Origin of the sequence: Sanguibacter suarezii NBRC 16159, assembly GCF_001552735.1 — a bacterium.
Classification (GTDB): Bacteria; Actinomycetota; Actinomycetes; order Actinomycetales; family Cellulomonadaceae; genus Sanguibacter; species Sanguibacter suarezii.
Window position 1 is genome coordinate 494,735 of record NZ_BCRT01000021.1, and the last position, 13,100, is coordinate 507,834.

The following is a 13,100-nucleotide window of genomic DNA, read 5'->3' on the forward strand; positions in this document are numbered from 1 at the left end:
CGCGGACCGGATCGTCGAGGCGACCGCCGAAGCCGCTCACGGGACGGACGGCGCGCAGGCTTCATCAGCGTCGAGGACTGGGCGCGGTTCGGCGTCGGGGAGCCGGACGAAGACGATCTCTACGCGGACTACCTGACCCGGCGCACTACTCCCGGACTAGCGGACGCCGGGACACCGGGCGTCTACGACTGCATCCACGGCATGGTCGGCGTCCGCCTGACTGGACCCCATGACGAACGCGAACGCCTCAGCGGCCGCGTCCAGGTCTCCCGCAGGGATCTGCGGCGAGCCCTCTTCGAGGAACGTGCACAGCGTCCCCGCGATCTCGTCGACGTCGGAGTCGCTCAGCGCGATAACTACCTGCGATGACACGGCACGGTCCATCGACTCGTCGTCGCCCCCGTCGCTCGAGCATCCGGCGAGCCCCACCACAGCACAGAAAGTCACCAAGGCCACAAGTGTCGGTTTCCGCATCATCTGCCCACACTAACACCACAACCCCCAGGACGACAAAGACCCGGCTCCAACTTACGTTGGAACCGGGCCGTTTGCGCTGCTGAGCCGCCTATCAGAATCGAACTGATGACCTTCTCATTACGAGTGAGACGCTCTACCGACTGAGCTAAGGCGGCGGGCTTCTCCTGTGTCCGGAGCGAGTCACTGACCCAGGTGAAGAACCGTCGCTAACACTACTGGCACGAAGGCCACACGCCAAAATGAAGCGGACTCGTGATCGTCTCTTGACGAGCGCGGCGCGCGGCCGTCCGGCGGGGTGCGCCGGCTGCGCACCCGCCAGCGGTCAGCACATCGGGTCGGAGGCGGGCACCGTCCCGTTGACGAAGTAGTCGTCGACGGTGTTGAGGATGCAGGCGTTCGACGTGCCGTAGGCGGTGTGCCCCTCGCCGTCGTAGGTCACCAGCACGCCGGAGTCGAGCTGGTCGGCCAGGCCCTCGGCCCACACGTACGGGGTGGCCGGGTCGTTCGTCGTGCCAATCACCAGGATCGGCGGCGCGCCCTTGGCGGACAGGTCGAAGTTCTGATCGACCTGCGGGAACGGCCAGCTCTCGCAGCCGAGCCCGCCGTAACCGAAGAACTCTCCCATGGTCGGAGCGGCCGCGATGATCTCAGCCGCCTCGGCGTCCATGGTGGCCCGGTCCGTCTCCCCGCGGTCGTCGAGGCAGTTGATGGCGCGGAACGCCTCGCCCTGGTTGTCGGCGTAGGTGCCGTCGGGGTTGCGGGAGTTGTAGCTGTCCGCGCTGGCCAGCAGCGCCGTTCCGTCACCGTTGAGCGCGTCGGTGAGCGCGGCGGTGAGGGTGGGCCACATCGCCTGGGAGTACAGCGGCTGGGCGATGCCGTAGAAGGCCAGGGTCTGGGTGAGCGGGCGCGCCGGGTCGTTGGTCGGCAGCGGGTTCGCCAGGATCTTGTCGAAGAGGGACTTGACCTGGGCCATCGCCTCGTCGACGGTCCCGGTCAGCGGGCAGCCGGCGCTGGCGAGGCAGTCGGTGACGTAGGCGCGCAGGGCGTTCTCGAAGCCGACGGCCTGCTGCAGGCTCTGCTCGTGAGGGGTCAGGCGCAGGTCGATCGCACCGTCGAGCACCATCCGCCCGACCTTCTCCGGGAAGAGTCCGGCGTAGGTCGCGCCGAGCTGGGTGCCGTAGGAGAACCCGAGGTAGTTGAGCTTCTCGTCGCCCACCACCTGGCGGATGACGTCCATGTCGCGGGCGGCGCTCTGGGTGTCCACCTCACCGAGCACGGCGCCGGTGTTGGTCAGGCACGCTTCGCCGAAGGCCGCGGCGTCGGCGGCCATCTGCGCCAGGCCGGCGTCGTCGGTCGTGTAGGTCTTGGCGTCGGCGACGTCCCGCTCGGCGTCGGTCAGGCACGAGACGGCGCTGGACTCCCCCACCCCGCGCGGGTCGAAGCCGAGGATGTCGAAGTTGTCCAGGAGCTCGGTGCCGAAGATGAACGGGGTGTACTCCACAAAATCGACCCCCGAGCCGCCGGGCCCACCGGGGTTGATGAGGATGGTGCCCATCGACGTCTCGTCGGCGGGGTGGCGCTTGGCGCCGATGGTGATGGTCTCGCCTGTCGGGTCGTCCCAGTCGAGGGGGACCATGATGTCCGCGCACTCGAAGCCGGAGCCGCAGGAGGTCCAGTCGACCGTCTGCTCGTAGAAGGGCAGCAGCTCCGGGGCGATCCCGTCCAGGTCCGGGGCGGCGGTCGTGGGGGCGGCGCTCGCACTCCCGCCCTGGCTGACCTCGGTCTGGACCTTGGAGGCGGGGTCGGCGCACGCGGCGAGCACCAGGACGGTCCCCAGCATCGCGGCGGCGGCGCGGGCCATCCGGCTGCGCAAGGTGCGCGGGCGCGTGTCACCACTGGCCGGCGAGGCTTCCTGGGCAGGTCGTGCGGGCGCGATGGAGTCGTCAGAGGCAAAGGTCACGACACAAACGTAACGAACCTCGACGCCGAACAACACTCGCGGGTGAGGAGGTCCTGGAAAGAAGGCCTGCCCACAGGTGGTGCGCGGGCGCCGCGCGGGGGCTCAGCCCTGCGGACGCAGCGCGATCGCCATGGCCTCCAGCGCCAGCACCGGCGAGACGTTCCCTCCGAGCCGGGTGCGGGCCACGCCGATCGCGTCCATCCGCCGGATGGTCTGCTCGGGCGTGGACTCCTCGGCCAAGGTCCGCACGGTCTCGTCAAGCTCGACGTTGACCAGCTCGACGCCGGCGCGCAGCTGGACCATGAGGACGTCGCGGTACAGAGAGAGCAGGTCGACCATGGAGCGGTCCAGGACGTCACGCTGGCGCCGGGTGGCACGGCGCTTCTGGTCGTCCTCGAGCTGCTTGACCTGGGAGCGCAGCGACGGGGGAAGCGTCTGCCCGGACTCCGCGCCGAGGGAGCGCAGCAGGGCCGCCTTCTCGTCCGCGTCCCGTTCCTCGGTCGCGGCCTTGGCCTCAGCCTGGGCCACCTCGACGAGCTCTCCGGCGGCGATGACGGCGTCGGGCACCCCGCGGATGCGTCGGGCGATCGCCAGCACGGACGCGCGCCGGTCGCGGGCTCCCGCGTCGCGGGCCAGGCGGCGGGCGAGGCCGATGTGCGACTGCGCGGCGCGCGCACTGGTCAGCGCGGTCGCGGGGTCGATGCCGTCGCGGTTCACAAGCAACGTGGCGACATCCTCGACCGGCGGGATCCGCAGGCTCACGCCGCGGCAGCGGGAGCGGATGGTGACCATGACGTCCTGCGGGCTCGGGGCGCACAGCAGCCACACGGTGCGCGGCGGCGGCTCTTCGATGGCCTTGAGCAGCACGTTCGTGGTGCGCTCGGCCATGCGGTCGGCGTCCTCGATGAGGATGACCCGCCAGCGTCCTTGGGAGGGAGTGCGGGAGGCGGAGGTGATGAGCGAGCGCACCTCGTCGATCGCGATGGTCACCTTCTCCGTCGCGACGACGGTGAGGTCGGCGTGGGTGCCGGCGAGCGTCGTCGTGCAGGCCTGGCAGTGGCCGCAACCGCCCTGCTCGCACTGCAGCGCGGCGGCGAAGGCGCGCGCGGCGTTGGAGCGCCCGGACCCGGGCGGTCCCGTGAGCAGCCAGGCATGCGTCATCGCGTCGGGGTCCGCGATCGCCCCGCGCAGCACCGCGATCGCGCTCTCCTGCCCGACGACGTCGTCCCAGACGGACACGTCAGCTCACCTCCGGGACAGGCGCGCGGGCGGGCTCCGGCGCGGGCACGATGCCGAGGCGGGAGGCGACCTCGTCGCGGATCTGGACGGCGATGGACTCGATCGATGCCGCGGCGTCGATGACGATCCACCGAGTGGGGTCGAGGGCGGCGCGGTCGAGGAAGGCCTGGCGGGTGCGCTGGTGGAAGGCGTCACCGGCGCTCTCCAGACGGTCCGGGGCGTCGGTCAGACGGGTGGCGCCGACGCGTGGGTCGAGGTCGAGCAGGATCGTGACCTGCGGGAGCAGACCTTCGGTGGCCCACAGGGAGAGCTTCTCGACCTCGTCGATGGCCAGGGTGCGCCCGCCCGCCTGGTAGGCGATCGAGGAGTCGAGGTAGCGGTCGGTGATGACCACGTCACCGCGGCTGAGCGCCGGGCGGATGAGGGAGGCCACGTGGTGGGCGCGGTCGGCTGCGTAGAGCAGCGCCTCGGTGCGCGGGTCCATGTGGTCCCCGTGCAGCACCGCCTGGCGCAGCACCTTCCCCAGCTCGGTCCCCCCAGGTTCACGCGTCCAGACGACGTCACGGCCGGTGGCGAGCCGGAGCCACTCCCCCAGCAGGCGCGACTGGGTGGACTTGCCGACGCCGTCGCCTCCCTCGAAGGAGATGAAGAACCCTGACTGCTGCTGTGAACTCACGGCCCCAGCCTATCCGCGACCACCCACACTGCGGTCAGCCGGTTGTGACTGCGCCACGGGGACCGACGTAGGGTCGAGGTCATGCTCACTCCTGGCCTCGCCTTCGCTGACCGCACCTTCGACGCGCTCCTGTTCGACATGGACGGGACGCTGATCAGCTCGATCGCCGCGGTCGACCGCTCCTGGTCGCAGTGGGCCGACGAGTACGGCTTCGACGGTGCGACCTTCGCGATCGCCCACGGGACGCCCGCGCGCACGCTGGTCGAGCGGCTGGTCGCGCCGGAGGCGGTCGACGCCGCCCTGGACCGGATCAACGCCATCGAGCTGGCCGACACGAGCGGCGTCGAGCTGCTCGACGGCGCCGCCGCTCTCCTGGCCGCGCTGCCCGCCGAGCGCAAGGCGATCGTCACGAGCTGCACGCGCGCACTGGCCCACGTCCGGATCGCGGCGGCCGGCATCACGGCCCCCGACGTGGTCGTCACGGCCGACGACGTCTCGCACGGCAAGCCCGACCCTGAACCCTTCGCGCTGGCGGCCGAGCGTCTCGGGTTCGCGCCCGAGCGGTGCCTGGTCGTCGAGGACGCACCGGCGGGGCTGGCCTCAGGGCGCGCGGCAGGCTGCGCCACGCTGGCCGTCGACGGCACCCACGACCTGGCCGAGCTGGACGCGGACGCCTACGCCGCCGGCGTCGGGCAGGTGGGAGTCGTGGTGCTCGAGGACGGCACGCTGCGGGTGGTCGACCGGTCGGGAGCGCTCTGAGCTGAGCTCACCCGACGCCACGTCGATGGTGTGTCAGTGGGTCCGCCTAGAGTCGAGACAGCAGGTGGGAGGCGCGTGATTCCGCGGCTCCCTGGGTCTTCGACACTGACGTCAGGCGGTGAGTCGTGGCAGGCAGCACGCAAGCAGCGGAGGCGCTCGTCGCAGCGCCCGTGGTCGAGGCCGGGCTGACGCGGTCGGCGACAGAACAGTCGCGGACGCGGTGCGCGCGGATCGCGGCGCTGGACACGTCGATCGCAGCGTTGACGGCGGAGCGGGCGGCCCTGCTGGTCGCTGAGCGGGACAGTGCGGTCTGGAAGGCTTCCGGCTTCCCCTCCTTCGAGGCCTGGCGCGGGCACATGTCAGGGGAAGGGCTCCGGACCGCTCGGACACAGGTGAACGTGGCCACCGTGCTGGCCGAGTCCCCCGAGACGTCCGTCGCGCTGGCCGCCGGGGAGGTCACGCTGGTCCACGCCCAGGTGCTGGGCAGGGTTCGCAAGGCGGCGGACCGCACGAGCGCCGGTGCGCTGAGCGCTGACGACCACGTGGAGCTGCTGGACCTGGCCCGCGGGCAGGACGCCGACACCTTCTCCAAGACCGCCGACCGCTGGCTGGCCCGCCGCGACAGCGTCGCCCACGACGCGACGCACGAGGAGATCCGTCGTCGCCGGTACCTGACGATCAGCACCACAGCGGCCGGCACGCACGTCAAAGGGTTCCTGGACGAGGTGGCCGGACGCACCCTGCAGCTGGCTGTCGAGGCGGCGATGACCCGCCCTGGTGCCGATGACGACCGTGACTACGGCCAGCGGTGCGCCGACGCCCTGGTCGACGTCGCACAGGTCGCCATAGCGGGTGGGACGCTCAAGACCGGGGCCCTCGTGCGGCCGCACGTGTCGCTCATCATGACCGAGGCCACGTTCGTCGAGGCCCGCCGCGAGCTCCGACGCCGCGCCCGCGTGGGGAAGTGCGCCATCGAGACAGCAGATGGCGAGACGGGGGCTGGTGGCGACACCCGGCTGGCGGGCACGCCCACGCATGGCTCCGCGCCACCAGGGCCGTCAAGGCCACCGGGAGACACGAGGGCGCCGGGTCCGGTGGAGCCGGCGATCTTCGAGGACGGCACTCCCGTGCCGCTCAACGAGCTGGCCCGGATACTGTGCGATGCCCAGGTCACGCGCGTCGTCGTGGATGCCGAGGACGTCCCCATCAATCTTGGCCGAACCGCTCGCCTCTACTCTGGCGAACAACGCCGAGCCATCATCGCCAGAGACCGCCACTGCCAGTTTCGCGGGTGCACGCAGCCATCCCGCTGGTGCGAGGTCCACCACATCGACTGGTGGGATCGCGACGGTGGCGAGACCTCGATCGCCAACGGCATCTTGCTCTGCGTCTTCCACCACCACGAGGTCCACAAGAACAACCTCACCGTCCGCCCCGACTCCACCGGCGCGATGGTCGTCCGGGTTGCCCGTCACCGCTCAGCGTCCCCAGGGACCACGACGGAGCCCCTCACGCGGGCAGAGACGGGCACCCAACGCGGCACAGGAGTCGCCGCGAGATCGAGGTCTCCCGTCGGCGCAGGTATGGCTGGCAGGAGAGCGGCAGGGGACGGCACGCCCCGGCGTACGGCCGAACGGGCCGGCACAGGCCCGGGACGACAGCCTGATCCACCCGCCGAGACAGCCACAACCACCAGCAGGAGCACTCGTCTGCGCCCCACCATGGAGGCCGTCGGTGAGGTCGGCGGCCAGAGAACTGACCGATTCATGAGCCAACGGCCCTTCGAGGGCTGGTGAACCGAGGGACGCCAGGGATGTGATCGACAGGGTCAGAGCACGCCTGCACGGCGGCCGGCGTCGATGACAGTGGACACGGTGTGACGGACGTCGGTGAGCTCGGCGGCGGACATCCCCGTGCGGGCGACCACCTGGGCGGGGATCCCTTCGGCGACGGAACGCAGAGCCTGGCCCACCTCCGTCAGGGAGATCGTGACGACCCGTGCATCGCGGTCGGACCGGGTCTTGTGAACGTATCCCAGGGTCTCCAGGCGGCGGACGAGCGGGGTCACCGTGGCCGGGTCGAGGTGCACCATGGCCGCGATCTCGGTGAGGGATAGGTCGCCGTGCTGCCACAGAGCGAGCATGACGAGGTACTGGGGATGGGTCAGCCGCAGCGGCTCGAGCAGCGGACGGTAGATCGCCACCATGGCCCGCGCTGCGGCCGACAGCGCGAAGCAGACCTGGCTCTCCAGCGCGAGCGGGTCCAGCTCTCCCGCGGCGTCCGCAGACGCGGGGACACCGGTAGCGGGCGTGGCGGTAGCGGGCGTGGCGGTAGCGGGCGTGGCGGAATCAGGGTCCGGGGAGTGCTGCGTGGACGTCACAGTGACATCGTAGGCACAGCCGGGTTAATGTTGGTACACAAATCATTTGTGCACCAAGAGTGCACCACGATGTGGGGAAGCTCAGATGTTCGGACGTCGCTCGACCAAGCGCGCAGCCCGCAAGTCCCGCGGGATGCGCATCACCGAGGGCCTGCTGCCGATCTTCGGCCCGGCCCAGGTGGGCGACTCCACCGCGCCCCTGCGCGAGCCCTCCGAGGCCGAGCGTGGCCGCGACGCCGCGCTGCGCACCGAGCTGACCCGCGTCGTCGGGCCGGACGGCAGCAGCTACGTGGTCCAGGCTCCGGTCACGCCCCCGCCAACCGACGCGGCCTGACTCCGCCGTCAGTCACCTGGCCCCGCCGGCGCCTGGCCCCGCCGGCGCCGGAACCCCCGGCGCCGGAACCCCCGGCGCCACCAGTAACACCACTAGCACCAGCACCAGCACCAGCGAGCGTCATTCCCCCGGGTAGCGCACCCCGATCTGTGCGCGGACCTCGTCCATGAGCTCCATGAGCTCCAGCGACTGGTCGAGGGTCATCCGCGGGCTCTCCGTGAGCCCGGCAGCCACGCACCGTGCCACCTCGGCGGCCTCGAACTGCTTGCCCTCGGAGTACACCTCTCCGCTTTCCGAACGCAGCAGCCCGTCGTAGCTGGTCGCCGTGCCGTCCGCGGTCGTCACAGTGAAGGTGGTGGGCAGGAAGTAGCTCTCGGCGATGTCGATCCGCCCGGCCGAGCCGATGATCGTCGCCGTCTGCGGCCGCGAGGTGCGCACCGACGTGCTCAAGGTGGCGAGCGCCTGCTGCCCGTAGCGCAGCACGATCGTCTCCTGCGCGTCCACGCCGGTCGGCGTCAGCAGACCGCTCGCCCGCACCTCGTCCGGCGACCCAAGCAGGTCGACCGCGAAGGACAACGGGTAGATGCCCAGGTCGAGCAGCGCACCACCGGCGAGATCGGCGTCGAACATGCGGTGCTGGGGGTCGAAGGGGACGTCGACGTCGAAGCTCGCGCGGATCTCACGGACCTCACCGATGTCACCTCGGCCGATGATCTCCGTCAGGGCCACCATGTGCGGGAGGTGGCGGGTCATCATCGCTTCCATGACGAACACCCCCGCGCTGCGGGCGGCGTCGATCACCTCGCGCGCCTCGGCCGCGTTACGGGTGAACGCCTTCTCCACCAGCACGTGCTTGCCCGCGCCGATCGCCAGGAGCGCGTGGTCGTGGTGGTGGGAGTGCGGCGTGGCGACGTAGATCGCGTCGACGTCCGGGTCGGCCACGAGCTCTTCGTAGGAGCCGTAGGCGCGGTCGATGCCGTGCTCGGCGGCGAACTTCACCGCCTTGGCCACCTCACGGGACCCCGTCGCCAGGACGGTGCTCGTCGTGTGGTGGGTCACCGCGTCAGCGAAGGACCCGCCGATGTACCCCGCACCGAGCACGCCCCACCGCAGCGGCGGCGCCTCGAGGGGATCCCCCACGACCCCGGACAGGAGAACCGGCTGGGCGGTCATGCTGCACCCTCACCGGGGAAGACGACGCCGACCTGGCGGCGGACCTCGTCGAGCGAGCCGAGCACGTCCAGCGTGCTCTGCCAGCTCATCCGGTCGGACTGGGTGTCACCGGCGTGCACCCGGCGCGCAACCTCGGCCGCCTCGAAGGCGAGCCCGGCGACATCGGGGCGAGCCACCTCCCGGACGGTGCCGTCGTGGCGCACCACGCGCATGGACGTGGGCGCGTAGAAGGCGCCGTCGATCTCGATGCGCCCGGCGGTCCCGGTGATGGTGGCGGTGGTCGGCGTGGCCGCCCACAGCGTCGTGGTCAGCACGGCCTGCGTGCGACCGGGATAGTCGAAGATCATCGAGACCTGGCCGTCGACGCCGGTCTCGGTGAGCGTCCCCACCGCCGTGATCGACTCGGGCACCCCGAGGATGTCGTGGGCGAAGGACACCGGGTACACCCCGAGGTCGAGCAGCGCACCGCCGGCCAGGTCAGGGTTGACCAGCCGGTGGGTGTCAGCCACGTCGAAGAACTGGCCGTGGTCGGCGGCGAGGGTGATGATCTCGCCGATCTCCCCGTCGGCGATGGCCGCGTGGATCGCAGCCACGTGCGGCAGGAACCGGGTCCACATGGCTTCCATGACGAACACCCCGGCGTCGCGCGCGGCCGCGAAGACCTCCTCGGCCTCGGCGGCGTTGCGGGTGAACGCCTTCTCCACGAGGACGTGCTTGCCCGCCGCGATGGCCAGCAGTGCGTGCTCGCGGTGGTGGGAGTGCGGCGTGGCGACATAGACGACGTCGACGTCGGGGTCGGTGACCAGGTCTTCGTAGGACCCGTGGGCGGTCGCTCCCGCGGCGTCGGCACCCAGGTGGGCGTCGGCGAAGGCGCGGGCCTTGGCGGCCGAGCGCGAGCCCACAGCGCGCACCGTCGATGCGGTCGCGCTGGTCACAGCCTCGGCGAAGCTTCCGGCGATCCACCCGGCACCCAGGATGCCCCACCGCACGGCCGGCGCCTGGTCGGTGGCCGGAACGAGGGAGAGAGCTGTCGTCACGTCAGTGTGGGAAGTCATGGCCCAACGCTAGCCGAAGGCTGTGACCTGCGGGGGCGCGTGGTCCACGCGCCGCCCGATCATCTGCTGCGACCTACTCGGCCGCAGTCTTCTTGGCGGGAGCCTTCTTGGCCGTCGTCGACTTCGTCGCGGTCGTCTTGGGCGTCGTCGTCTTCGCCGTCGTCGTCTTGGCAGCCGACTTGGCCGGAGCCTTCTTCGCCGGGGCCTTCTTGGCCGCCGCCGCCTTGGTCGTCTTCTTCACCGGGCCCTTGGCGCGCTTCTCCGCGAGCAGCTCGACAGCCTGCTCGTGGGTGATCGCCTCGATGGTGATGTCCTTGGGCAGCGTCCGGTTGGTCGTGCCGTCCGTGACGTACGCGCCGAAGCGGCCGTCCTTGATGACGATCGGCTTGCCCGACGTCGGGTCCTCGCCCAGCTCCTTGAGCGGCGGTGCGGCTGTGGCGCCGCGCCCGCGCTTGGGCTGGGCGTAGATCTCCAGCGCCTCTTCGAGGGTGACCGTGAACATGGCCTCCTCGCTCGGCAGCGTGCGGGAGTCGGTGCCCTTCTTCAGGTAGGGCCCGTAGCGACCGTTCTGCGCGGTGATCTCCGCACCGGTCTCGGGGTCCACCCCGACCACGCGAGGCAGCGACAGCAGCTGCAGCGCGTCCTCGAGGGTGATGGTCTGCAGCGACTGCGTCTTGAGCAGCGAGGCCGTGCGCGGCTTGGGCAGCGCGGCCTTGGCACGCTTGAGCGCAGCGGCCGAGAGGCCCTCCTCGAACTCCGGCTCGGGCAGCAGCTCGGTCACGTACGGTCCGTAGCGCCCGCCCTTGGCCACGATGGTGGTCCCGGTGGTGGGGTCCTGACCGAGGACGAGGTCACCCTCGCCCTGCGTCTCGAGCAGCTCGCGCGCCTTGGCGACGGTCAGCTCGTCGGGGGCGACGTCGTCGGGCACGGAGGCGCGCGGGGGGTTCTCGCCCTCGGCGACCGGCGCGGCGGTGTCCTCGATGTAGGGGCCGTAGCGACCCACGCGCAGGACGATGCCGTCGCCGATGGCGATCGAGTTGATCTCGCGGGCGTCGATGTCGCCGAGGTTCTCGACGAGCTCGTGCAGGCCTTCGCCGCTGGACACGCCGGAGCCGTCGTCACCGAAGTAGAACTTCGTCAGCCAGGCCACCCGCTCGGTGTCACCGGCCGCGATCGCGTCGAGGTCAGCCTCCATGCCGGCGGTGAAGTCGTAGTCGATGAGCTGACCGAAGTGCTCCTCGAGCAGGCGGATCACCGCGAAGGCGAGCCAGCTGGGCACGAGGGCCTGGCCGCGGCTGAGCACGTAGCCGCGGTCCTGGATGGTCGAGATGGTCGAGGCGTACGTCGACGGGCGGCCGATGCCGCGCTCTTCGAGGGCCTTCACCAGGCTCGCCTCGGTGAAGCGGGGCGGTGCGGAGGTCGCGTGGCCGTCCGCGGTGAGGTCGCGCGAGGTGAGGTCGTCGCCCTCGGCCATCTGCGGCAGGCGCGCGTCGTCGTCGGACTTCTTCGAGGCGCCCTCGGTGTCGTAGCGCTCGGTGTCGCGGCCTTCCTCGTAGGCGGCGAGGAAGCCGCGGAAGGTGATGACCGTGCCCGACGCCGCGAAGACGGCCTCGGTCGTGGACCCGGCGGAGGCACGGCCGATGGTGGGCGCGTCCGCGCCCAGCGTGCCGGTCACGGCCAGACGCACCGAGGCGGTGGACCCGCGGGCGTCAGCCATCTGCGAGGCGACCGTGCGCTTCCAGATCAGCTCGTAGAGCTTGAACTGGTCGCCGCTGATCTCCCGGGAGACCTGGGCGGGGGTGCGGAAGGAGTCACCGGCGGGGCGGATGGCCTCGTGGGCCTCCTGCGCACCCTTGTTCTTGGCGGTGTAGACGCGCGGTGCGGACGGGACGAACTCGGGCCCGTACAGCTCGGCAGCCTGGCGCCGGGCGGCGTCGGTGGCCTGCGTGGACAGCGACGGGGAGTCCGTACGCATGTAGGTGATGTAGCCGTTCTCGTACAGCGACTGCGCGGTGCGCATCGTCTGGCGAGAGGACATCCGCAGCTTGCGCGAGGCCTCCTGCTGGAGCGTGGAGGTGGTGAACGGCGCCGCCGGGCGGCGGGTGTAGGGCTTGGTCTCCAGGCTGCAGACCTGGGCGGGCTGGTCGGCCAGCGCGGACACGAGGGCGGTGGCCGCTGCCTCGTCCAGGTGCACCACGCCGCCCGGGGACTTGAGCACACCGGCGTCGGAGAAGTCACGGCCGGAGGCCACGCGGGCACCGTCGACCTGGGCGAGCTTGGCGGAGAACCACTCCCCGGCGTCGGGGCCGGACTGGGTGGTGAACTCCCCGGAGACGTCCCAGTAGCTCGCGGAGACGAAGGCCATCCGCTCACGCTCACGCTCGACGACGAGGCGGGTGGCCACCGACTGCACGCGACCGGCGGACAGGCCCTGGCGGACCTTGCGCCACAGCACGGGCGAGACCTCGTAGCCGTAGAGACGGTCGAGGATGCGGCGCGTCTCCTGGGCGTCGACGAGGCGGGTGTCGAGCTCGCGGGTGTTCTCGAGCGCGCGGTGGATGGCCTCGCGGGTGATCTCGTGGAAGACCATGCGCTTGACCGGAACCTTGGGCTTGAGCGCCTCGAGCAGGTGCCAGGCGATGGCCTCGCCCTCGCGGTCCTCATCGGTGGCGAGGAAGAGCTCGTCGGCGTCCTTGAGGAGCTTCTTCAGCTCCGAGACCTTCTTCTTCTTGTCCGCGTAGACCTCGTAGTACGGCTCGAAGCCGCCGTCGACGTTCACTGCGAACTTGCCGAAGGGCCCCTTCTTCATGTCCGCGGGCAGCTCGGACGGCTGCGGCAGGTCACGGATGTGCCCGACGCTCGCCTCGACCTCGTAGTCGTCGCCGAGGTAGCCGGCGATCGTGCGCGCCTTGGCGGGCGACTCCACGATGACGAGTTTGCGACCAGCGGACATACAAGGGCCTGCTTCCGTGACGAGGACTGCGGAGGTTCGGTTGGCGCTCAGTGAGCAGCATCGGTTGCTGCACGGGCGCCCAACTCGGCAGCCT

Annotated in this window: 11 protein-coding genes and 1 tRNA gene; 3 read left to right on the forward strand and 9 right to left on the reverse strand. The window is 70.8% G+C overall.

What is annotated here, in order from left to right; translation table 11 throughout:
- Window positions 1-156: 156 nt before the first annotated feature.
- The 5 genes from SS2_RS15635 to tmk all read right to left on the reverse strand — a co-directional run bounded on the left by SS2_RS15635 (window position 157) and on the right by tmk (window position 4,352).
- Window positions 157-477, reverse strand: a complete 321-nt coding sequence (locus SS2_RS15635) for a hypothetical protein (protein ID WP_157607377.1) — start codon at window positions 475-477, stop codon at window positions 157-159.
- 82 nt (window positions 478-559) lie between these two features.
- Window positions 560-632: transfer RNA gene (locus SS2_RS15640), tRNA-Thr, on the reverse strand.
- Window positions 633-799: 167 nt separating this feature from the next.
- Complete coding sequence (locus tag SS2_RS15645) at window positions 800-2,437, reverse strand: alpha/beta hydrolase (RefSeq protein WP_245643640.1); 1,638 nt, start codon at window positions 2,435-2,437, stop codon at window positions 800-802.
- A gap of 102 nt (window positions 2,438-2,539) precedes the next feature.
- Window positions 2,540-3,676, reverse strand: a complete 1,137-nt coding sequence (locus tag SS2_RS15650) for a DNA polymerase III subunit delta' (RefSeq protein ID WP_066465707.1) — start codon at window positions 3,674-3,676, stop codon at window positions 2,540-2,542.
- A gap of 1 nt (window position 3,677) precedes the next feature.
- Window positions 3,678-4,352, reverse strand: coding sequence for a dTMP kinase (gene tmk / locus SS2_RS15655; protein ID WP_066465709.1), 675 nt, complete (start codon window positions 4,350-4,352; stop codon window positions 3,678-3,680).
- 81 nt (window positions 4,353-4,433) lie between these two features.
- Between tmk and SS2_RS15660 the strand changes: the two genes are divergently transcribed.
- Entirely contained in the window at window positions 4,434-5,111 is a 678-nt protein-coding gene (locus SS2_RS15660) for an HAD-IA family hydrolase (RefSeq protein WP_066465711.1), read from the forward strand.
- Window positions 5,112-5,236: 125 nt separating this feature from the next.
- Window positions 5,237-6,907, forward strand: a complete 1,671-nt coding sequence (locus SS2_RS15665) for an HNH endonuclease signature motif containing protein (protein ID WP_066465713.1) — start codon at window positions 5,237-5,239, stop codon at window positions 6,905-6,907.
- A gap of 32 nt (window positions 6,908-6,939) precedes the next feature.
- Here SS2_RS15665 and SS2_RS15670 read toward each other — a convergent pair whose 3' ends face one another.
- Window positions 6,940-7,491 carry a MarR family winged helix-turn-helix transcriptional regulator gene (locus SS2_RS15670; protein ID WP_369405221.1) on the reverse strand — a complete coding sequence of 184 codons (552 nt, stop codon included), beginning with the start codon at window positions 7,489-7,491 and terminating at the stop codon, window positions 6,940-6,942.
- Window positions 7,492-7,576: 85 nt separating this feature from the next.
- On the opposite strand from SS2_RS15670, the gene SS2_RS15675 reads away from it, so the two are divergent.
- Complete coding sequence (locus SS2_RS15675; protein ID WP_066465715.1) at window positions 7,577-7,825, forward strand: hypothetical protein; 249 nt, start codon at window positions 7,577-7,579, stop codon at window positions 7,823-7,825.
- Window positions 7,826-7,945: 120 nt separating this feature from the next.
- Here the strand turns inward: SS2_RS15675 and SS2_RS15680 are convergent, their stop codons facing one another.
- The 3 genes from SS2_RS15680 to topA all read right to left on the reverse strand — a co-directional run bounded on the left by SS2_RS15680 (window position 7,946) and on the right by topA (window position 13,006).
- Complete coding sequence (locus SS2_RS15680) at window positions 7,946-8,998, reverse strand: Gfo/Idh/MocA family protein (protein ID WP_066465717.1); 1,053 nt, start codon at window positions 8,996-8,998, stop codon at window positions 7,946-7,948.
- Window positions 8,995-10,053: a Gfo/Idh/MocA family protein gene (locus SS2_RS15685; RefSeq protein ID WP_066465718.1), complete on the reverse strand. Its 1,059-nt coding sequence runs from the start codon at window positions 10,051-10,053 to the stop codon at window positions 8,995-8,997. Before SS2_RS15685 ends, SS2_RS15680 begins: the two co-directional genes overlap by 4 nt.
- A gap of 73 nt (window positions 10,054-10,126) precedes the next feature.
- Complete coding sequence (gene topA, locus SS2_RS15690) at window positions 10,127-13,006, reverse strand: type I DNA topoisomerase (RefSeq protein ID WP_066465719.1); 2,880 nt, start codon at window positions 13,004-13,006, stop codon at window positions 10,127-10,129.
- Between the last annotated feature and the right edge of the window lie 94 nt (window positions 13,007-13,100).

Excerpts from the sequence above, each read along its gene's own strand:
- SS2_RS15675 (WP_066465715.1), top strand. The coding sequence starts at position 7,577 with ATGTTCGGACGTCGCTCGACCAAGCGCGCAGCCCGCAAGTCCCGCGGG.
- topA (WP_066465719.1), bottom strand. The coding sequence starts at position 13,006 with ATGTCCGCTGGTCGCAAACTCGTCATCGTGGAGTCGCCCGCCAAGGCG.
- SS2_RS15660 (WP_066465711.1), top strand. The coding sequence starts at position 4,434 with ATGCTCACTCCTGGCCTCGCCTTCGCTGACCGCACCTTCGACGCGCTC.
- SS2_RS15635 (WP_157607377.1), bottom strand. The coding sequence starts at position 477 with ATGATGCGGAAACCGACACTTGTGGCCTTGGTGACTTTCTGTGCTGTG.
- SS2_RS15680 (WP_066465717.1), bottom strand. The coding sequence starts at position 8,998 with ATGACCGCCCAGCCGGTTCTCCTGTCCGGGGTCGTGGGGGATCCCCTC.
- SS2_RS15685 (WP_066465718.1), bottom strand. The coding sequence starts at position 10,053 with ATGACTTCCCACACTGACGTGACGACAGCTCTCTCCCTCGTTCCGGCC.